The sequence below is a fragment of the Streptomyces sp. NBC_01268 genome, from assembly GCF_036240795.1.
Classification (GTDB): Bacteria; Actinomycetota; Actinomycetes; order Streptomycetales; family Streptomycetaceae; genus Streptomyces.
The window spans coordinates 1,729,565-1,749,694 of record NZ_CP108454.1 but is presented as its reverse complement, the minus strand read 5'-3'; the positions used below and the strand labels follow the sequence as shown (position 1 = coordinate 1,749,694).

General features: G+C 73.4%; 17 protein-coding genes. 10 read left to right on the top strand and 7 right to left on the bottom strand.

Going from position 1 to position 20,130, the window contains the following annotated elements:
- Positions 1-275: 275 nt before the first annotated feature.
- From OG309_RS07515 to OG309_RS07500, 4 genes are all read left to right on the top strand, one after another.
- Complete coding sequence (locus tag OG309_RS07515) at positions 276-1,340, top strand: quaternary amine ABC transporter ATP-binding protein (RefSeq protein WP_329419162.1); 1,065 nt, start codon at positions 276-278, stop codon at positions 1,338-1,340.
- Positions 1,333-3,141 carry an ABC transporter permease/substrate binding protein gene (locus OG309_RS07510; protein ID WP_329419160.1) on the top strand — a complete coding sequence of 603 codons (1,809 nt, stop codon included), beginning with the start codon at positions 1,333-1,335 and terminating at the stop codon, positions 3,139-3,141. The genes OG309_RS07515 and OG309_RS07510 overlap by 8 nt, the downstream gene beginning before the upstream one ends.
- Positions 3,142-3,298: 157 nt before the next feature.
- Positions 3,299-3,850: a helix-turn-helix domain-containing protein gene (locus OG309_RS07505; protein ID WP_329419158.1), complete on the top strand. Its 552-nt coding sequence runs from the start codon at positions 3,299-3,301 to the stop codon at positions 3,848-3,850.
- Positions 3,847-4,569, top strand: a complete 723-nt coding sequence (locus OG309_RS07500) for a helical backbone metal receptor (protein WP_329419156.1) — start codon at positions 3,847-3,849, stop codon at positions 4,567-4,569. The genes OG309_RS07505 and OG309_RS07500 overlap by 4 nt, the downstream gene beginning before the upstream one ends.
- Here OG309_RS07500 and OG309_RS07495 read toward each other — a convergent pair.
- On the bottom strand, positions 4,508-5,653 hold the full coding sequence (locus tag OG309_RS07495; RefSeq protein WP_329419154.1) for a TDT family transporter: 1,146 nt from the start codon (positions 5,651-5,653) through the stop codon (positions 4,508-4,510). The genes OG309_RS07500 and OG309_RS07495 overlap by 62 nt on opposite strands.
- Before the next feature lie 70 nt (positions 5,654-5,723).
- Between OG309_RS07495 and OG309_RS07490 the strand changes: the two genes are divergently transcribed.
- A complete protein-coding gene (locus OG309_RS07490; RefSeq protein WP_329419152.1) occupies positions 5,724-6,662 on the top strand; it encodes a LysR family transcriptional regulator in 939 nt (312 codons plus the stop codon).
- Between the two features lie 70 nt (positions 6,663-6,732).
- Here the strand turns inward: OG309_RS07490 and OG309_RS07485 are convergent, their stop codons facing one another.
- Together OG309_RS07485 and OG309_RS07480 are read right to left on the bottom strand one after the other, a co-directional pair.
- Positions 6,733-8,364: an amidohydrolase gene (locus OG309_RS07485; RefSeq protein ID WP_329419150.1), complete on the bottom strand. Its 1,632-nt coding sequence runs from the start codon at positions 8,362-8,364 to the stop codon at positions 6,733-6,735.
- Between the two features lie 169 nt (positions 8,365-8,533).
- Positions 8,534-9,232: a TetR/AcrR family transcriptional regulator gene (locus OG309_RS07480; protein ID WP_329419148.1), complete on the bottom strand. Its 699-nt coding sequence runs from the start codon at positions 9,230-9,232 to the stop codon at positions 8,534-8,536.
- A 70-nt stretch (positions 9,233-9,302) separates the two neighbouring features.
- On the opposite strand from OG309_RS07480, the gene OG309_RS07475 reads away from it, so the two are divergent.
- A complete protein-coding gene (locus OG309_RS07475) occupies positions 9,303-10,778 on the top strand; it encodes a purine-cytosine permease family protein (RefSeq protein ID WP_329419147.1) in 1,476 nt (491 codons plus the stop codon).
- On the opposite strand, the gene OG309_RS07470 is transcribed toward OG309_RS07475, so the two are convergent.
- The 3 genes from OG309_RS07470 to OG309_RS07460 all read right to left on the bottom strand — a co-directional run bounded on the left by OG309_RS07470 (position 10,762) and on the right by OG309_RS07460 (position 13,859).
- Complete coding sequence (locus OG309_RS07470; RefSeq protein WP_329419145.1) at positions 10,762-11,454, bottom strand: gamma-glutamyl-gamma-aminobutyrate hydrolase family protein; 693 nt, start codon at positions 11,452-11,454, stop codon at positions 10,762-10,764. The two genes, OG309_RS07475 and OG309_RS07470, sit on opposite strands and share 17 nt — an antisense overlap.
- 75 nt (positions 11,455-11,529) lie before the next feature.
- Complete coding sequence (gene eat, locus OG309_RS07465; RefSeq protein WP_329419144.1) at positions 11,530-13,005, bottom strand: ethanolamine permease; 1,476 nt, start codon at positions 13,003-13,005, stop codon at positions 11,530-11,532.
- Positions 13,006-13,130: 125 nt separating this feature from the next.
- Entirely contained in the window at positions 13,131-13,859 is a 729-nt protein-coding gene (locus OG309_RS07460; protein ID WP_329419143.1) for a FadR/GntR family transcriptional regulator, read from the bottom strand.
- A gap of 78 nt (positions 13,860-13,937) precedes the next feature.
- On the opposite strand from OG309_RS07460, the gene OG309_RS07455 reads away from it, so the two are divergent.
- The 4 genes from OG309_RS07455 to OG309_RS07440 all read left to right on the top strand — a co-directional run bounded on the left by OG309_RS07455 (position 13,938) and on the right by OG309_RS07440 (position 18,831).
- Positions 13,938-15,308, top strand: coding sequence for a glutamine synthetase family protein (locus tag OG309_RS07455; RefSeq protein WP_329419141.1), 1,371 nt, complete (start codon positions 13,938-13,940; stop codon positions 15,306-15,308).
- 8 nt (positions 15,309-15,316) lie between these two features.
- On the top strand, positions 15,317-16,699 hold the full coding sequence (locus OG309_RS07450) for an aldehyde dehydrogenase family protein (protein ID WP_329419139.1): 1,383 nt from the start codon (positions 15,317-15,319) through the stop codon (positions 16,697-16,699).
- Positions 16,696-17,481, top strand: coding sequence for a 3-oxoacyl-ACP reductase (locus OG309_RS07445; RefSeq protein ID WP_329419137.1), 786 nt, complete (start codon positions 16,696-16,698; stop codon positions 17,479-17,481). The genes OG309_RS07450 and OG309_RS07445 overlap by 4 nt, the downstream gene beginning before the upstream one ends.
- An 81-nt stretch (positions 17,482-17,562) precedes the next feature.
- The gene (locus tag OG309_RS07440) at positions 17,563-18,831 is read left to right on the top strand and encodes a haloacid dehalogenase-like hydrolase (protein WP_329419135.1); all 1,269 of its coding nucleotides are present in this window, start codon (positions 17,563-17,565) and stop codon (positions 18,829-18,831) included.
- 12 nt (positions 18,832-18,843) lie between these two features.
- Here OG309_RS07440 and OG309_RS07435 read toward each other — a convergent pair whose 3' ends face one another.
- Complete coding sequence (locus OG309_RS07435) at positions 18,844-20,046, bottom strand: amino acid deaminase/aldolase (protein WP_329419133.1); 1,203 nt, start codon at positions 20,044-20,046, stop codon at positions 18,844-18,846.
- Between the last annotated feature and the right edge of the window lie 84 nt (positions 20,047-20,130).

Sequence of the window (20,130 nt, the reverse complement as noted above, 5' to 3'; positions counted from 1 at the left end):
ATGCCGCACCCCACCGACAACGCCCCGGCGCCGCCCCCGCCCCAGGCATCCCCGTGCTCTGGTTCCAGGACCCCGGCGTGACCCCCGTCACCTTTGCGTTTGCCCCCCGAAGGCCGGGGCAGGCGCGAGCCCGGAGCGGACCCGGTGCGGGATGCGACGCCGCAAGGCGACGGATGCCGTACGCGACGGGCCGAGCGGACAGAACCCGCCCCGCTCCACGGCCCGGCTGCTGCGGGGGTGGCGGGCCGTTTTTCGTTGCTACCCGTGAGGTGTATGTGTCCAGGCTCCAAGCCGACCACCTGTACAAGGTGTTCGGCAGACGACCCGATGAAGCCGTCCGCAAGCTGGCCGCCGCGGAGGGCGCCGCCGACCGCGAGGCCCTGCGTGCCGACGGGACCACAGCTGCCGTCGTCGACGCCTCCTTCGTCGTCGAACCCGGTCAGATCTTCGTGGTCATGGGTCTTTCGGGGTCGGGCAAGTCCACCCTCCTCCGCATGCTCAACGGCCTGCTCGAACCCACCGCGGGCCGCGTCCTGTACGACGGTGCCGACCTGACGGCGCTGTCCCCCCGGGAGCTGCGCGCCGTCCGCTCCAGGAAGATCAGCATGGTCTTCCAGCACTTCGCGCTCTTCCCGCACCGCAGCGTCCTCGAGAACGCCGCCTACGGCCTGGAGGTCCAGGGCGTCGCGCGCGCCGAGCGCGAGAAGCGCGCCGCCGAGGCCCTCGAACTGTGCGGGCTCGGCGGCTGGGAGACCTCCTGGCCCGACGAGCTCTCCGGCGGCATGCAGCAGCGCGTCGGCCTGGCCCGCGCCCTCGCGACCGACGCCGACCTGCTGCTCATGGACGAGTCGTTCAGCGCGCTCGACCCGCTGATCCGCCGCGACATGCAGGACCAGCTGCTCGTGCTCCAGCAGAAGCTGAAGAAGACCATCGTCTTCATCACCCACGACCTCAACGAGGCCATGCGCCTCGGCGATCGCATCGCCGTCATGCGCGACGGCCGGATCGTCCAGCTCGGCACCGCCGAGGACATCCTGGTCCGCCCCTCCGACGACTACGTCGCCTCCTTCATCCAGGACGTCGACCGCACCCGGGTGCTCACCGCCTCCGCCGTCATGACCGACGGCGTCCTCGCCCCCGGCGACTGCCCGGCCGACTGCTCCTGCCGCGCCGTGACGCCCGACACGCTCCTCGCCGACCTGTGCGCCGTCTCCGCGCTGGCCCCGCACCCCGTGGTCGTCGAGGACGCCGAGGGCCACGCCCTCGGAGTCGTACGGCAGGAACGGCTCCTCGCCGCCATGGGAAGCCTCACCGGTCAGGAGGTGACCGCCCATGCCTAGGCTCCCCCTCGGCGAGTGGGTCGACAGCACCGTCGACTGGCTCCAGGCCCAGCTGTCCTGGCTCTTCGACGCCGTCACCACCGTCGTCACCGGTCTCTACGACGGCATCGACGCCGTCCTCTCGGCCCCCCAGCCGCTGCTCTTCGCGGGCATCCTCGCGATCGTCGCCTGGTGGCTGCGCGGGCTGACCGCGGGCGCCCTCGCCTTCGCGGGCTTCGCCCTCGTCGACTCCATCGAGCTGTGGGACGACGCCATGTCGACCCTCTCGCTGGTGCTCGTCGCCACCCTCGTCACGCTCGTGATCGCCGTGCCGCTCGGCATCTGGGCGGCCCGCTCCAAGACCGTCAGCGCCGTGCTGCGTCCGGTCCTGGACTTCATGCAGACCATGCCGGCGATGGTCTACCTCATCCCCGGCATCATCTTCTTCGGCGTCGGCGTCGTCCCCGGCATCATCGCCACCATCGTCTTCGCGCTGCCGCCCGGCGTCCGCATGACCGAGCTCGGCATCCGCCAGGTCGACGGCGAGCTCGTCGAGGCGGCCGAGGCCTTCGGCACCACCCCCCGCAACACGCTGCTGCGGGTCCAGCTGCCGCTCGCGCTGCCCACGATCATGGCCGGCGTCAACCAGGTCATCATGCTCGGCCTGTCCATGGTCGTCATCGCCGGCATGGTCGGCGGCGGCGGGCTCGGCGGCGCCGTCTACCGGGCCATCGGCAACGTCGACATCGGTCTCGGCTTCGAGGCCGGCATCTCCATCGTCATCCTGGCCATGTACCTCGACCGGATGACCGGCGCGCTGGGCCGCCAGGTCTCCCCGCTGGGCCGCCGCGCCCTCGCCAAGGCCCGCGCCGCGAGCGCCGCCCGCGCCGGGGCCCGCCTCTGGGACCACCGCCCGCAGCCCGTCACCGCCCTCGTCGGCGTCGTCGTCCTCGCGCTCGTCGCCGGCGGCATGGGCTTCCTCGGCTCCGGCGGCGCCTCCTCCACCACCGCGTCCGGGGCGAACACCGGCCACGGCAAGAAGATCAGCCTCGGCTACATCCCGTGGGACGAGGGCATCGCCTCCACCTTCCTCTGGAAGGAGCTCCTGGAGCGGCGCGGCTACGAGGTCGACACCAAGCAGCTGGAGGCCGGCGCGCTCTACACCGGCCTCGCCGGCGGCCAGATCGACTTCCAGACCGACGCCTGGCTGCCCGTGACCCACTCCCAGTACTGGGCGAAGTACCACGACAAGCTGGAGGACCTCGGCTCCTGGTACGGCCCCACCTCCCTGGAGCTCACCGTCCCGTCGTACATGAAGGACGTGAACTCCCTCGCCGATCTCAAGGGCAAGGGCGACCGGTTCAAGGGCCGGATCGTCGGCATCGAGCCGAGCGCCGGAATGATGGGCATCCTCAACGACAAGGTGCTCAAGCAGTACGGCCTGGAGGGCGAGTACAAGGTCGTCGACGGCTCGACGTCCGGCATGCTGGCCGAACTCAAGCGCGCGTACGCCAAGAAGGAGCCGATCGCGGTCACCCTCTGGTCGCCGCACTGGGCCTACTCCACCTACGACCTCAAGAAGCTCGAGGACCCCCAGGGTGCCTGGGGCAAGGGTGACGGCGTCCACACCCTGGCCCGCAAGGGCTTCGGCGCGGAGAACCCCGAGGTCGCCGCCTGGCTGAAGAACTTCAAGCTGAGCGAGAAGGAGCTCACCGGCCTGGAGGCCGTCATCCAGGAGACCGGCAAGGGCAAGGAGCAGGAGGCCGTGCGCACCTGGCTCGACCGGAACCCGGGTGTCGCGCAGCGGCTCGCGCCGCAGTAACCCGCCGAAACGACTCCTGTCCGAAAAGGGGTGGTCGCCGAGTGTGTTCGGCGACCACCCCTTTTCGCCACGACGCGAAACCCCGGCCCAAAGCTGCGTAAGGTTCAGTTAACCGACCAGTACGCGTAAGGCACGAGACACGAGGGAGGGGGCCGACATGGACGACAAGGAGTCGCTGCGCGTGGGCGCGGCCGTCAAAAGGCGCCGCAGGGCGCTCCAGCTCACGCTGGCCGTCGTCGCGCAGCGCAGCGGCCTGTCCGTACCCTTCCTCAGCCAGGTCGAGAACGAGCGGGCCCGCCCCAGCGACCGCTCGCTCCAGCTGGTCGCCGTGGCCCTGGAGACCACCGCCGCCGAGCTCCTCGCCGCCGCCGAGGCCGCCCGTACCGTGGACGTCGTCCGCTCCGACGAGGAGCTGTGGGAGATGCCGCCCGGCGTCCGGCCGCTGGTCCGCGGCCGACACCAGCTGCAGGCCCTGGAGTTCACCGGCGAGCAGGACGCGGGCCGCGAATTCCTGCACCGCAACGACGAGTTGCTGTACGTGGCCGACGGCGCCGCCGAGATCGAGGCCGAGGGCCGCGCCTACCGCCTGGGGCGCGGCGACACGCTCTACCTCTCCGGCGGGGTGCGCCACCGCTGGCGTGCCACCCTTCCCGGCACCCGGCTGGTCTTCGTCTCCGTCGCCGACCACATCGAGGCCGCGGAGGCATGAGCGGGCCGCGGGTGGTCTCGCTCGTCCCCTCGCTCACCGAGGCCGTCGCCGTCTCCGCGCCGCCCGGCACGCTGGCCGGCGTCACCGACTGGTGCACGCACCCCGCGGACCTGGGCGGCGCCGTGCGGATCGGCGGCACCAAGAACCCGGACACGGCCGCCGTCGCCGCCCTGCGCCCCGACCTGGTGATCGCCAACGAGGAGGAGAACCGGGCCCAGGACCTCGACGTCCTGCGCGCCGCCGGGCTCGACGTCCTCGTCACCGAGATCCGCACCCTCGACCAGGCCCTCGCCGAGCTCGACCGGGTCCTCGTGGCCTGCGGGGTGCGCACCCGGCCCGGCTGGCTGGACGCGGCCGAGGCCGCGTGGGCCGCCGTGACCCCGGACGGGCCGCCCCGCACCGCCGTCGTGCCGATCTGGCGGCGCCCCTGGATGGTGCTCGGCCGCGACACCTTCGCCGGCGACCTCCTCGCCCGCCTCGGCGTCCGCAACCTCTGCGCCGGGCACCCCGAGCGCTACCCGCGCGTTCCGGTCGACGAGCTGAACGCCCTGGCGCCCGAGCTGGTCGTCCTGCCCGACGAGCCGTACCGCTTCACCCGCGAGGACGGTCCCGAGGCGTTCCCCGGGGCCGTCGCCGCGCTCGTCGACGGGCGTCATCTCACCTGGTACGGGCCGTCACTGGCCGAGGCGCCCCGGGTGCTGCGAGCAGCGCTCCGCTGAACAGCCCGCGCAGGGTGTGGGTCGCGGCCACCAGCCAGGCGGCGACCAGGAGCACGTACAGCCCGACCGCCAGCCAGCGGAAGAGGGCCAGCCCGGTGTGCTGGGCCAGGCCCTCGGCGCCGGTCACGCAGGTGCCGATGGGGAAGGTGAAGGCCCAGAAGGTCATCGCGAAGCCCATGCCCTGGCGCCGCGCCCGGGCCACCAGAGCGCTCGCGAACACCAGCCACAGCAGCGCGAAGCCCATCACGGGGACGCCGTACAGGACCGCGAAGGCGGTGAAGCCGTGGGCGTACGAGGCGGGCAGCACGCCCTGGGCGGCGTCGGCGAACTTGTTCGCGGCGGTCGTCGACTGGCCCAGGGGCCCGAGGACCAGGAACAGCGTGGGGGTCAGCGCCAGGGGCAGGGGACCGCCGGTGACCAGCCGCCCGAAGACCAGGGGCAGCATGACCAGGGTGGCCAGCAGGCTGACGCCGAACATCGCGTAGCAGAGGAGCAGCAGGGTCTCCTGGGCCTGCCCGGTGGCCACGTGGGGCACGAGCAGCGGGCCGACGGCGGCCGAGACCATGGGGGCGACGACGGGCAGCAGCCAGGCGGGCGACGCGGTCTCGATGCGATGACGGGCGACCATCAGGTAGGGGATCCCCGCCGCGGCCGCCAGGCCGATCACCGTGCCGACGACGAACAGCACGCTGTCGAGGGCGACGGCCGCCGTCAGCCCCGTCCAGTCCTTGCCGACGACGAGCGCGCCGCCGCCGACCGCGAGCAGCGCCATCGACAGGCAGCCGTAGAACGGGGCCACGGCAGGGTCGAGGAGGTGGGCGCGGGCCTGGTCGCGGTGGTGGATCCAGTGCAGCGTCCGGGCGCCGAGCAGCGTCACCAGCATCACCAGGGACAGCGCCCACACCGCGGTGCAGACGGTCCGCAGCCCTGGGACGTCCACCGGGAGGGTCGCTCCCGCGGTGCCGACGATGGAGGTGCCCATGACCGCGGCGTACCAGTTGGGGCCGAGGTGACGGACCGAGGTCCACCGGGTGCCGGGGGTGGCGGCGGTGGGGACCGACCGAGAGGGAGCGATTGTTGCCATGTCTCGACCTTCCCCCCGGCGCACGCCCCCCACCAGGGACATCGTGACTATGAGCCCATAAGCTGATTTTATGAGCAGCGAGCCGAGCGACATCCCGCACCCCCTGTCCCACCGGGTCCCCGACCTCGGCGCGCTCGAACTGCTCCTCGCGGTGGCCCGGCACGGCAGCCTCGGCCGCGCCGCCCGGGACGTCGGCATCACGCAGCCCGCCGCCAGCAGCCGCATCCGCTCGATGGAGCGCCAGCTCGGCGTCGCGCTCGTCGACCGTTCCCCGCGCGGGTCGCGGCTCACGGACGCGGGGGCGCTCGTGACGGACTGGGCGCGGCGGATCGTCGAGGCGGCGGAGGCCTTCGACGCGGGCGTGCAGGCGCTGCGGGGGCGCCGGGACTCGCGGCTGCGGGTCGCCGCGTCCATGACGATCGCCGAGTACCTGCTGCCCGGCTGGCTCATCGCCCTGCGCGCCGACCGGCCCGACACCGCCGTGTCCCTCCAGGCCGGCAACTCCGCGGCCGTCGCCGAGCAGCTGCTCTCGGGGGAGGCGGACCTGGGCTTCGTGGAGGGCCTGGCGATACCGGAGGGCCTGGACGGGGCGGTCATCGCGCACGACCGGCTGACCGTCGTCGCCGCGCCCTCCCACCCGTGGGCCCGGCGCCGCAAGGCCCTCGACCCGGCGGAGCTCGCCGTGACCCCGCTCGTGCTGCGCGAGCGCGGCTCCGGCACCCGCCAGGTCCTCGACGCGGCCCTCGCCGGCCACGGCGGCCTGGCCCAGCCGCTCCTCGAACTCGCCTCCACGACCGCGGTGAAGGCGGCGGCTGTCTCGGGCGCGGGCCCCGCGGTCCTGAGCGAACTCGCCCTCACCGAGGAACTCGCCTCGCGCCGCCTGGTCGCCATCCCCGTCGCCGGCGTCCTCCTCCGCCGCGACCTCCGCGCCGTCTGGCCCACGGGCCACCGCCCCACGGGCCCGGCCCGGGACCTGCTGTCGCTGACGCGGGCGCGGCCGGGGGGGTAGGGGGCGCGGCGGCGGCCCGTCGGCCCGGCGCTCGGCGGGGTGGTCCGTCGGGGCGCTCGGCGGCTTCGCCTCAGCCCGCCTGCTCCGACCGGAAGGTCACCCGCCCGTCCACCGTCGTCAGGAGCACCGGCAGGTCCGGCAGGTCGGTCGGCTCGGTCGTCAGGGGGTCGGCCGCCAGGACCGTGAGGTCGGCGCGGTGGCCCACCGTGAGGCGGCCGGCCTCGTGCTCCTCGTTCGACGCGTAGGCAGGGTTCACCGTCATCGCGCGCAGCGCCTCCAGCCCCGTCAGCGCCTGCTCCGGGCCGTGCGGGGGCTGGGTCAGGTCGCGGCTCGGGCGGCGGTGGCGGGCGCCGGCCATCACGCCCAGCGGGGGGAACGGGGCGATCGGCCAGTCCGAGCCCAGGACGACCGTGGCCCCCGAGTCCCACAGGTCGCGGCAGCGCCACGCCCGTGACGCGCGCTCCTCGCCGAGTCGCCGCGACCAGTTGTCGGTGTGGTCCGCCCGCGTGAAGTCGCAGCAGTGCGTGGGCTGCATCGAGGCCAGCACGCCCAGCTCCGCGAAGCGGTGCAGCGTGTCGTCCGGCACCGTCTCGATGTGCTCGACGCGGTGGCGCACCGCCCGCCCGCCCGAGGCCGCCGCCTTCTCCACCGCGTCCAGCGCGTGCCGTACCGCCGCGTCGCCGATCGCGTGCGTCGCCGTCGGCACCCCGGCCCGGTGCAGCTCGCCGATGACGTGCGTGTACGCGGCCGGATCAGGCCAGAACGCGTGCGTGGACTCCCCGTGGCAGTCGGGACGTTCCAGCCACGCCGTGCCGTTGTCGATCGTGCCGTCCATGAACAGCTTCACGCCGTCCACCCGCCACAGCGCACCGCCCGTCCCCTGCTGGGCGATCAGCTCCCGCACGCCCTCCGCGTCCGTACCCGGCTGGCACCACGGCGCCACCCGCAGCCGCAGCGGCAGCTCGCCCGCCGCGTCGAGCTCGGCCAGCAGCGCGAGGCTCTCGCCGTTCGCGTCCATCACGTGCCCGCCGGTCAGCCCGGTCGCCGCCATCGCGCGCAGCGCCGCCGCGAGCCGGTCCCGCCGCTCCTCCCGCGTGGGCTGCGGCGCGACCCGCTCGACCAGCTCGCACGCGGCGTCCTCCTGGAGGAGCCCGGTGGGGCGCCCTTGCGCGTCGCAGACGACCTCCGCGGAGGCCTGGTCGAACGCGCGCGGTCCGTCCACCCCGGCGAGCTCCAGCGCCCGGCGGCTCGCCAGCGCCGAGTGCGCGTCGAAGAGCAGCAGGAAGGCCGGGATCCCGTCGAGCACGGCGTCGAACGGCGCGATGCCCACGGGGACCTCGCCGAAGACGTTCGGGTCGAGGCCCCATCCGAACAGCCAGTCACCGCGTCCGAGTGCGCGTACGGCCGCCGCGAGCGCCTCCCGCACGTCGGCCACGTCCGCGCAGCGCGACAGGTCGAGCCCGTCGGTCAGTTCGGCTCCGCTGACCGGGTGCAGGTGTCCGTCGACGAGGCCGGCCGTGACCACGGCGCCCTTCAGGTCGACCACTTCGGTCCCTGCGTCCGCGAGGCCGCGGATCTCCTGGTCGTCGCCGAGCGCCGAGATCCGTCCGTCCTCCGCCACGGCGAGCGCGGTCTGCGGCAGGAACGTGCCGGTGCCCGGGTCGAGCAGCCGGGCGGAGGACAGGACGAGACGGGTGCGCACAGGGGCTCCAGGGAGGGGAGGGGGGGAGGGGACGGCCGGGAGGGCCGGGAGGGCGGGGCGGGGGGACGGGGGGCGTGTGGACGGGTGTGCGTGTGGACAGTCAGCTGGAGGGCGGCCGGGGACCCGGCCCGCGGGGCCGGCCGGCGGTCGGACGGCCTGACGGGCCGGGTCAGCCCGCCTCCCCGTCCTGAGCCTCCGGCTCCAGCGCCTCGGCCTCCGCCTCCAGCGCCTCGGCCTCCGCCTCCCGTTCCAGCGCCCCCCGCTCCAGCCCGAGCTCCCGCTCCGCCGTCGTGACGGCCATGCGGGTCACCGCCGCCGGGCGGTCGGTGCGGTCGGTGTTGGCGTGGGCGCCGAGGCCGTCCAGGACCACCAGGATCTGGATGGCGGTGGCCCGCGGGTCGTCCGTGCGGAACTCGCCGCGCTCGACGCCCTCGCGGATGAGGGTCTCCAGGCGCTCGTCGGAGGCGAGTTCCATCTCGGCGACCCGGTCGCGCAGGGCGGGGCGGTAGCGGCTGAGGTGGCGGGCGTTGATCCACAGGCGGCTGATGTCGTCGTAGGCCTCGCCCGTCGAGAGGGCGAAGTAGCGCGCGAGGTACCCCGTGGGCGACCCGTCGGGGCGGTCGGCGGGCAGCAGGGAGTCGAGCTCGCCGAGGGCCGCGACCGCGAAGGCCTCGGCCACCAGATCCTCCGCGGAGGGGAAGTAGTGGCTGATCAGGCCGGGCCGTACGGCGAGCTCCTCGGCGATGCGCCGCAGGGTGACGCATTCGAGGCCCTCGGTCAGGGCCACGCGGGCCGCGGTCTCCACGATCTCGGCCCGCCGGGCCTCCGGGGATTTGCGAACTCGTTTGCGCTGGACGCTTGACGACATACCGGCGATGCTATTGAGTGTGCGACCAATAAGCAACCAGGTGTGCACGACACGTTCATCGGAGGGCCGCATGGCTTCGACGTTCCCCGACCCGGCCGCCAGCGCCCCCGCCGCGCGGCCGGCCACGGACCGGCCCACCCGCATCGAGTCCCACGGCATCGACCACATCCCCGACGACGAGCGCCACGGACGTCCCCGCGAGCTCTTCTCCGTCTGGGCCGCGGCCAACGTGAACTACCTCAGCCTGGTCGTCGGCGGCGCCCTCGTCCTGATGGGGCTCAGCCTCGGGCAGGCCCTCGCGGTGATCGTCGTGGGCAATCTGTTCTGGCTGCTCACCGGGGTGCTCGCGGTCTCGGGACCGGCCGCCGGAGCGCCCAGCGAGGTCATCACCCGGGCCATGTACGGCGTGCGCGGCAACCGCGTGAACAACGCCGTCACCGGCTGGATGATCTCGGTCTGCTACTTCGCCCTGAACCTGGCGGCCGCGGCCGGCGCCGCCTTCGCCCTCGTCGAGAAGACCGGCCTCCACGCGAGCACCGGCGTCAAGGTCGTCGTGGTCCTGGTCATCGCCGCCGCCACGCTCACCATCGGCGTCTACGGGCACGCCCTCATCGTCCGGCTCTACCTGCCGATCACCATCGCGCTGACCGCCGCCTTCGGCGTCGTCGGCTACGCGGTGCTGCGGCACGCCGACTTCGGCTACACGCCCGAGGCCCCGCTGACGGGCGTCGACCTGTGGGCCACCGTGCTCGGGGGAGTCACCCTCATCGCCTCGGGTCCGCTCTCGTACACGACCAGCGCCGACTTCTCCCGCTACCTGCCGGCCGGCACCTCGAAGCGCGCGGTCGTCGGGTGGACCGCGCTCGGCGGCTTCCTGCCCAGCATCGTGGTCTGTTCGCTCGGCGCCCTCGCCGCGACGGTCGTCGACATGACCGACCCGCAGACCGCCCTGGAGGCCATGCTGCCGGGCTGGTTCACCCCGGTGTTCCTGCTCTCCCTGGTCCTCGGCACGATCGCCATCAACGCCATGACCGCCTACAGCGCGGGCCTGGCCCTGCAGGCGGTCGGGCTCCGCGTCCGGCGCTCGCTCAGCGTGCTCGCCGACGGCACCGTCGCGGTCGCCCTCACCCTGTACGCGCTGCTCGTCTCCAACTTCCTGGACACCGTCAGCAACGTCCTGGAGCTCACCGTCATCCTGCTCGGCCCCGCCATGACCGTCTACGCGGCCGACATCCTGCTGCGCCGCAACCGCTACGACGGGCGCGCGCTCATGGACGAGACCCGGGACAGCGCGTTCTGGTACGTGGCGGGCGTCAACCCGGCGGGCGCCCTGGCCGTGGTCGGCGGGGCCGCCGCGGCGGCGCTGTGCGTCGACACCGCCTACACCGGCCCCGTCGCCCGCGCCCTCGGGGGAGTGGACCTGGCCCTGCCCGCCGGCATGGCGGTGTCGGCGCTCCTCTACACCGTCCTCGTGCGCGCCGTCCTCATGCGCGGCGTCCTCATGCGCGGCCGGACACCCGCCGGGGCCGTCACCCCCGCCGGCTAGCCGCCGCCACCAGCGCCCGCGTCACCCGCAGGTCCTCGCCCATCTCGGGGTGCCACTGCACCCCGAGCGCCCAGGCGGGGCCGGCGAGTTCGATCGCCTCGACGGTGCCGTCCAGCGCGTGCGCGGAGGCGGTCAGGCCCTTGCCGAGGACGTCGACGCACTGGTGGTGGTAGGTCGGCACCTCGGCCCGCTCGGGGACGAGGGACGCGTACAGCGTGCCGGGGACCGGCTCGACCGGGTGGCGGCCCATGACGCCCACCGCCTCCGTGTGCCCGTCCAGGTGCTGGACGAGCGTGCCGCCGAGGGCCACGTTGAGGAGCTGCATGCCCCGGCAGATGCCGAGCACCGGGGTGCCGGCGGCCAGGGCGGCCTCGATCAGGGCCAGTTCCCAGCCGTCCCGGGCCCGGGCGGGCGGCCCGGTCCGGGGGTCGGGCGCGGCCCCGTACCGTACCGGCTCCACATCGGCGCCGCCCGCGACCACCAGGCCGTCGAGCCGGGCCACCGCCTCCGCCGCGGCCGCCGGATCGTCCGGCGGCAGCAGCGCGGCGAGACCGCCGCTCGCCTGGACGAGCCGCGGGTACGCGGCCGGGAGCAGCGCGGCGGGCAGGTCCCACACCCCCCAACGGGCCTGGTCCAGATAGGTCGTCACACCGATGAGCGGCTTGGGCGCGGGCATGGGCTTCTCCTCCGGTACGGATTCCAGGTGGCGGCGGCAGTGGCCCCGGCGACGGCCGGGACCGCTGCCGCCGCCTCAGCGTTCGAGTTCCGCCTCGGCCGCCGCGAGCGCGGCGAACTCCTCCTCCGGCGCCTTCGCCACCAGGTGGTGGCGACTGTAGAACGCGAAGTAGGCGAGGGCGATCACATAGACCCCGAGGGCGATGAGGGCCGCGTCCTTGTCGACCAGGAAGGTCGCCACGAGCGCCGAGAGCGCCAGGACGAAGGCCACCGAGGAGGTGACCACCCCGCCCGGGGTGCGGTACGGCCGGGCGAGCCCCGGTTCGCGGCGGCGCAGCACGATGTGCGAGAGCGCCATCAGGGCGTACGAGATGGTGGCGCCGAACACCGCGATGTTCAGCATCCGGGCCCCGTTCCCGGTGCCCGCGGCGAGCGCGAAGCCGAGGGCGCCCGGGATGAGCAGCCCCAGGTAGGGCGACTTGCGGCGGCTGGTGAGGGAGAGGAAGCGGGGCAGGTAGCCGGCCCGGGACAGGGCGAAGAGCTGACGGGAGCCCGCGTAGATCAGCGAGAAGAAGGAGGCCACCAGGCCCGCGAGCCCCGCGTAGTTGACGAAGCGGCTGAGCGCGGTCGGCTCCCCGTCGCCCTGCAGCGCGACCACCAGCGGGTTGCCCGCCTCCTGGATGGCGGCGGAGCCGCGCGCTCCGGTGGCCGCGAAGAAGGTCACCACCGCGAGCAGCACCAGGATGCCCATCGACAGGGCGAGCGCCCTCGGCATCGAGCGCACCGGGTCCTTGGCCTCCTCGGCGGCCAGCGGCACGCCCTCGACGCCGAGGAAGAACCACATGCCGAAGGGGAACGCGGCCCAGATCCCGAGCAGCCCGAACGGCAGCCAGGAGGAGGCGCCGACGGCTCCCTTGTCGACGGGGATGTCGTTCAGGCCGTCGACGTGGAAGTCGCTGAGCGCGCCGAGCGCGAAGACCAGCAGCGCCGCGACCGCGACCGCGGTCACGATCAGACTGAAGCGCAGCGCCTCACCGACGCCCCACAGGTGGATGCCGATGAAGAGCGCGAAGCAGACGAGGTAGACCGGCCACCCCGACTCCAGGCCGAAGAGCCCGAGGGACTCGACGTAGTCGCCGATGAAGATCGAGATGGCGGCGGGCGCCAGGACGTACTCGATGAGGATGGCCGTGCCGGTGAGGAAGCCGCCCCAGGTGCCGAGCGCCCGGCGGGCGAAGCCGTAGCCGCCGCCGGCGGTGGGCAGGATGGCGGAGAGTTCGGCGAGCGAGAAGACGAGGCACGCGTACATCGCGCCCATCAGGACGGTCGCGATCGCGAGGCCGCCGAAGCCGCCCTTGGACAGGCCGATGTTCCAGCCGGAGAAGTCGCCGGAGACGACGTAGGCGACGCCGAGCCCGGTGAGCAGCAGCCAGCCGGCGCTGCCGCGGCGCAGGGTGCGCCGCTCCAGGTAGTCGTCGGGCGCGGTGTTCTTTCCTGTGGTGCCGGTCGTGCTGGTGGTGCCTGGAGTGCCTGAGGTGTCGTCCAACGTCATGGCAGCGGTCAGCTCCCCGCAAGGGTCCCAATGGATTGGTCCCATACCTTTGCGTCGCCCGGATGGGCAGCGCAAGCCCTCTGCGTTACTTTCGGGTTACGTGAAGGGGGTGGCGCGGCGGGTCGTCAGGTCAGGAAGCCCCGCAGCAGCGCCGCCGTCCCCCCGCAGTGCTCCCGCATCACCTCGCGCGCCGCGTCCGCGTCCCCGTCGAGCACCGCCTCCACCAGTGCGGTGTGCTGGTGCTGCGAGTGCTCCAGGTTGCGCACGAGCAGCGGGATGCAGTCGAGCAGGTCGTTGACGGTCGCGCGCACCGCCGCGTACTGCGCCGTCAGCGTCGGCGAACCGGAGAGCTCGGCGAGCGTGAGGTGGAGCAGCGTGTCCTGCCGCCGGTAGGCGTCGAGCGGGGCGTCGTGGGTGGCGGTCAGCGCCGTGCGCAGCCGCTCGGCGCCCTCGTCGTCCAGGCCGTGGGCCGCGCAGAGACCGGCCGCGCCGACCTCCAGGACCTCCCGGAAGCGCAGCGTGTCCTCCACGTCGACGGCCGCGATCCGGCGCCGCAGCTCCGCCTCGTCCGCCGTGTGCGGGCGCTGGAGCACGAAGGTGCCGCCGTACCGCCCGCGCCGGCTCTCCACCAGGCCCTGCTCCTGCAGCACCTTCAGCACCTCGCGCAGGGTGACCCGGCTGATCCCCATCCGGTCCGCCAGCTCCCGCTCGGCCGGGAGGCGCTCCCCGCCGGGCACCAGGCCGAGCCGGACGATCTGCAGGATCTGCTCCAGCGCCTCCTCGAAGCCGTTGCCCGCGCGTACCGGCCGCAGCACCGGCGTCAACCGGTCAGCGGATTCATTCGTCTGCGCCACCTCGCCGTTTCCCCTTCCCAAGCAATGGTCCTGAGCAATACCTTATGGCTCCCGGCAGGCCCAAGGAGGAGTAATCCCGTGGCAGACCGCAAACCCCCGCTCGCCGTCGACGAGCTCCGTGCCCTCGTCGCGAGCGGCGAGATCGACACCGTCGTCCTGGCCTTCCCCGACATGCAGGGACGCCTCCAGGGCAAGCGGTTCGCCGCACCGTTCTTCCTGGACGAGGTCCTCGGCCACGGCACCGAGGGCTGCAACTATCTTCTGGCCGTCGACACCGAAATGAACACCGTCGACGGCTACGAGATGTCCTCCTGGGACCGCGGCTACGGCGACTTCGCCATGCACCCCGACCTCTCCACCCTGCGCCGCGTCCCCTGGAACGAGGGCACCGCGATGGTCATGGCCGACCTCGCCTGGAACGACCGCAGCCCGGTCGTCGCCGCCCCCCGGCAGATCCTCCGCCGCCAGCTCGACCGCCTCGCCGCCCACGGCTTCACCGCCCACGTCGGAACCGAGCTCGAGTTCATCGTCTTCAAGGACACCTACGAGCAGGCCTGGGACGCGAACTACCGCGGCCTCACCCCGGTCAACCAGTACAACATCGACTACTCCGTCCTCGGCACCGGCCGCGTCGAACCCCTCCTGCGCCGCATCCGCAACGAGATGGCCGGCGCCGGACTCACCGTCGAGTCCGCCAAGGGCGAGTGCAACCCCGGTCAGCACGAGATCGCCTTCAAGTACGACGAGGCCCTGGTCACCTGCGATCAGCACGCCGTCTACAAGACCGGCGCCAAGGAGATCGCCGCGCAGGAGGGCTGCTCGCTCACCTTCATGGCCAAGTACAACGAGCGCGAGGGCAACTCCTGCCACATCCACCTCTCGCTCCAGGCCGTCGACGAGCCGGGCCGCAACGTCATGGCGGGCGACGGACCCGACGGCATGTCCGAGGTGATGCGCCACTTCCTCGCCGGACAGCTCGCCGCCCTGCGCGACTTCTCCCTCCTCTACGCCCCCAACATCAACTCCTACAAGCGGTTCCAGCCGGGCTCCTTCGCCCCCACCGCCGTCGCCTGGGGCCACGACAACCGCACCTGCGCCCTGCGCGTCGTCGGCCACGGCCGCTCCACCCGCTTCGAGAACCGCCTCCCCGGCGGCGACGTCAACCCCTACCTCGCCGTCGCCGGACTCATCGCCGCCGGACTGCACGGCATCGAGCAGGGCCTGGAGCTCCCGGACGCCTGTACGGGCAACGCGTACACCGGCGACTACGAGCACGTCCCCTCCACCCTGCGCGAGGCCGCCGAACTCTGGGAGAACAGCGCGATCGCCAAGGCCGCCTTCGGCCCGGAGGTCGTCGCCCACTACCGCAACATGGCCCGCGTCGAACTCGACGCGTACGACGCCGCCATCACCGACTGGGAACTGCGCCGCTCCTTCGAACGCATGTGAGGAAAGACTTGCTCCAGGTACTGAACCCGGCGACCGAGGAGGTCGTCGCCACCGTCCCCGCCGCCACCCCGGCCGACGTGGACGCCGCCGTCACCCGCGCCACCGCCGCCCAGCGCTCCTGGGCCGCCGCAGCCCCCGCCGAGCGGGCCCGGATCCTGCGCCGCTTCGCCTCCGCCGTCGACGCCCACGTCGAGGAACTCGCCCTCCTGGAGGTCCGCGAGGCCGGCCACACCCTCGGCAACGCCCGCTGGGAGGCCGGCAACGTCCGCGACCTGCTCGACTACGCGGCCGGGGGAGTGGAGCGCCTGAACGGGCGCCAGATCCCCGTCCCCGGCGGCCTCGACGTCACGATCCTCGAACCCCTCGGGGTCGTCGGCGTCATCGCGCCCTGGAACTTCCCCATGCCGATCGCCGCCTGGGCCACCGCCCCCGCCCTCGCCGCGGGCAACGCCGTGATCCTCAAGCCCGCCGAGACCACCCCGCTGACCGCGCTGCGGCTCGCCGAACTCGCCCTGGAGGCGGGCGTCCCCGAAGGACTCTTCCAGGTCCTCCCGGGCGAGGGCCCGGTCGCCGGGAACGCGCTCGTCCAACACCCCGGCATCGCCAAGATCGTCTTCACCGGCTCCACCCGGGTCGGCAAGTCCATCATGGCCAGCTGCGCCGACCAGGTGAAGCGCCTCACCCTCGAACTCGGCGGCAAGAGCCCCAACATCGTCTTCGCCGACGCGGACCTGGAGGCCGCCGCGGCGGCCACCCCGATGTCCTTCCTCGACAACAGCGGCCAGGACTGCTGCGCCCGCACCCGCGTCCTCGTCCAGCGCAGCGTCCACGACCGCTTCCTGGAGCTCCTGGCCCCCGCCATCGAGGAGATCGTCGTCGGCGACCCCCTCGACGAGCGCACCCAGATGGGCCCGCTCATCTCCCGCGCCCAGCTCGACCGGGTACGCGGCTACGTCGAAGGCGCGGTCGGGGCCGCCGGGCACGCCGAGGTCATCCGCGGCAAGGCCCCCGAGGGCCCGGGCTTCTGGTTCCCGCCCACCGTCCTCACCGGCCTCCCCGAGGACGCGCCCTGCGCCGTCGAGGAGGTCTTCGGCCCGGTCGCCGTCGTCCTCCCCTTCGAGGACGAGGCCGACGCGATCCGCCTCGCCAACGCCACCGAGTACGGCCTGTCCGGCTCGATCTGGACCCGCGACGTCGGCCGCGCCCTGCGCGCCTCCCGCGCCGTCCGGGCCGGCAACCTCTCCGTCAACTCCCACTCCAGCGTCCGCTACTGGACCCCGTTCGGCGGCTTCCGCCAGTCCGGGCTCGGCCGTGAACTGGGACCCGACGCCCTGACCGCCTTCACCGAAACCAAGAACGTCTTCATCAGCACGGAGGGCCCCGCACTGTGAGCACCGAAGAGAGCATCTGCCGCCGCCTCGTCGGCCGTACCGCCGTCATCACCGGAGCCGGCAGCGGCATCGGCCTCGCCACCGCCCGCCGCCTCGCCGCCGAGGGCGCGAACGTGGTCTGCGGCGACATCGACGAGCGGGCCGGCAAGGCCGCCGCCGAAGAGGTCGGCGGCACCTTCGTCAAGGTCGACGTCACCGACCCCGAGGAGGTCGAGGCGCTGTTCAAGACCGCCTTCGACACCTACGGATCCGTCGACATCGCCTTCAACAACGCCGGCATCTCGCCCCCCGACGACGACTCCATCCTGGAGACCGGCCTGGAGGCCTGGAAGCGCGTCCAGGACGTCAACCTCACCTCGGTCTACCTCTGCTGCAAGGCCGCCCTCCCGTACATGCGGCGCCAGGGCAAGGGCTCCATCATCAACACCGCCTCCTTCGTCGCCATCATGGGCGCGGCCACCAGCCAGATCTCGTACACCGCCTCCAAGGGCGGCGTGCTCGCGATGTCCCGCGAACTCGGCGTCCAGTTCGCCCGCGAGGGCATCCGCGTCAACGCGCTGTGCCCGGGACCCGTCAACACCCCGCTGCTCCAGGAGCTGTTCGCCAAGGACCCGGAGCGCGCCGCGCGCCGCCTGGTGCACATCCCGGTCGGCCGCTTCGCCGAGGCCGAGGAGATCGCGGCCGCGGTCGCCTTCCTCGCCAGCGACGACTCCTCCTTCGTCAACGCCACCGACTTCCTCGTCGACGGCGGCATCTCCGGCGCGTACGTGACCCCGCTCTAAGCATTCACCCCCCGTCCATCCCCCCGACAGCCGGGCGTCGCGAGGCGCCCGGCTGTCGTGCGTACATCCAGGAGAGTGTTCATGACCAACAAGCTCCGCACCCCCGCCGTCGCGGCCGCCCTCGCCCTCGCCGCGACCGGACTGCTGCCCGCCGCGGGCACCGCCCAGGCCACCCCCCGCGAGCCCCGCCCGACCCGCGACTGCGCCGGCCTCACCGTCGCCGAGGGCTGGTACGGCGACAACAAGGCGCGCCTCGAACGCCTGATGGCCGACCACTGCCGGCAGAAGGGCGACAAGCCGGTCGCCGTCTTCGACTGGGACAACACCGTCATCAAGAACGACGTCGGCGACGCCACCTTCTACTGGCTGCTCCGCAACGACCGCGTCCGGCCCCCGCGCCACGGCGACTGGTCCACCACCAGCCGCTACCTCACCCCCGAGGCCGCCGCCGCCCTCGGCGAGGCCTGCCCCGCCGACGTCCGCACCCTGCCCACCGCCACGGACACGGGCTGCGCCGACGAACTGCTCTCCGTCTACGGCAACGGCACCACCACCGCCGGGAAGAAGGCGTTCGACGGGTACGACCACCGCCGCATCGAGCCCCAGTACGCCTGGCTCGCCCAGCTCCTGCACGGCTGGACCACCCGCCAGGTGAGCTCCTTCGCCGCCGCCGCCCGCGCCGAGAACCTCGCCGCCCCGCAGGGCGCCACCCAGCGGGTCGGCACCGCGAAGGTCACCGGCTGGGTCCGCTACTACACCCAGCAGCGCGACCTGATCCGCGCCCTCAAGGCGTCCGGCTTCGACGTGTGGATCGTCTCCGCCTCGCCCGAGCCCGTCGTCGACGTGTGGGCCCGGGGCGTCGGCGTCGCCCCCGACCACGCCGTCGGCATCCGCAACACCACCGAGCACGGGCGCCTCACCAGCCACCTCAAGGGCTGCGGGAGCGTCCGTGACGGCGAGGACCGGATGATCACCTACATCGACGGCAAGCGCTGCTGGATCAACCAGGAGATCTTCGGCGTCCGCGGCCCGGCCGCCGAACGCGTCCAGCCCGCCGCCCGCCGCCAGGTCCTCGCCGCCGGGGACTCCGACACGGACATCTCCTTCCTGCGCGACGCCACCGGCCTCCGGCTCGTCCTCAACCGCAACAAGAACGAACTGATGTGCCGCGCCTACGACAACGGCGACGGCCGCTGGCTCGTCAACCCGATGTTCATCGAGCCGAAGAAGCAGAAGTCGAGCGCGTACCCCTGCGCCACCACCGGCTACACCGCCCCCGACGGCACCGCCGAACCGGTCCGCCGCGCCGACGGGAGCGTCGTGCCCGACCAGCAGGACAGCGTGTACTGACCGGCCGGCCGATCAGAGGAAGGTCCGGCCCTCGCCCCGGTACGTCGGGACGGCGGCCGTGACCCGGTCGCCCTCCACCAGGTGCAGGGTGTCGAACCGCTCGCACAGCTCGCCGGCCTTCGCGTGCCGGAACCAGACCTTGTCGCCGATCCGCAGATCGTCGGCCGGCGAGCCGAGCAGCGGCGTCTGCACCTCGCCCGGACCCTCCTGCGGGTCGTAGCGCAGCCCCTCCGGCAGGTACGGGACGGGCAGCCGGTCCGGGCCCGCGACCCCCGACGCCGGGTAGCCGCCACCGAGCACCGTCACCACACCCACGCCCGGACGACGCACCACCGGCAGGGCGAACAGCGCCGCCGGGCGCCCCGAGAACGACGAGTAGTTGTCGAACAGGCGCGGCTGGAACAGCCCCGAACCCGCCGCGATCTCCGTCACCGCCTCCTCCGCCGCCGTGTGCTGCACACTGCCCGTGCCGCCGCCGTTGACGAACTCCAGCTCCGGCGCCACCGCCCGCACCGCCCGGACCACCGCCGCGCGGCGGGCCGCCAGCTCCTTGCGGGCCGCCGACTGCATCAGCCGGACCGCGCGCGAGCGCAGCGGCCGCCCGGCCACCGCGTCCCCGACTCCCGCCACATGCCCCTCGTACGCCATCAGACCCACCAGCCGGAACCCGGGGCGGCGCGCCACCGACCGGGCCAGCTCGGCCAGTTCGGCGGGCTGCCGCAGCGGCGAGCGGCGCGCACCGACCCGTATCCGGCCGCCCAGCAGCCGCAGGGAGGTGTCCAGCTCCAGACAGACCCGCACCTCCTCGGTGCCGCCGGCCCGCGCCGCGTCGATCAGATCGAGCTGCGCCACGTCGTCGACCATCACCGTCACGGCCCCGGCCAGCTTCGCGTCGCCCGCCAGCTCCCCGAACCCCGCCCGGTCCGCCGACGGATAGGCGAGCAGCACGTCCTCGACCCCGGCCCTGGCCAGCCACAGCGACTCGGCCAGCGTGAACGACATGACCCCGGCGAAACCGTCCCGCGCGAGCACCCGCTCCAGCAGCGCCCGGCACCGCACCGACTTGCTCGCCACCCGGACCGGCTTCCCGCCGGCCCGGCGCACGAGGTCCTCGGCGTTGGCGTCGAAGGCGTCCAGGTCGACGAGGGCGAGGGGCGCGTCGAGCAGGGCGGTGGCCCGGTCGTACCGGGCGCGGTCGGCCGCACGGGGAATCATGGGCCGAGCTTGCCAGACGGGTTTACGGGTGGGTAGCCCCTGAGTTCCCGCACCAGGGGGAACAGCCCGTAGAGTGGCCGCCAT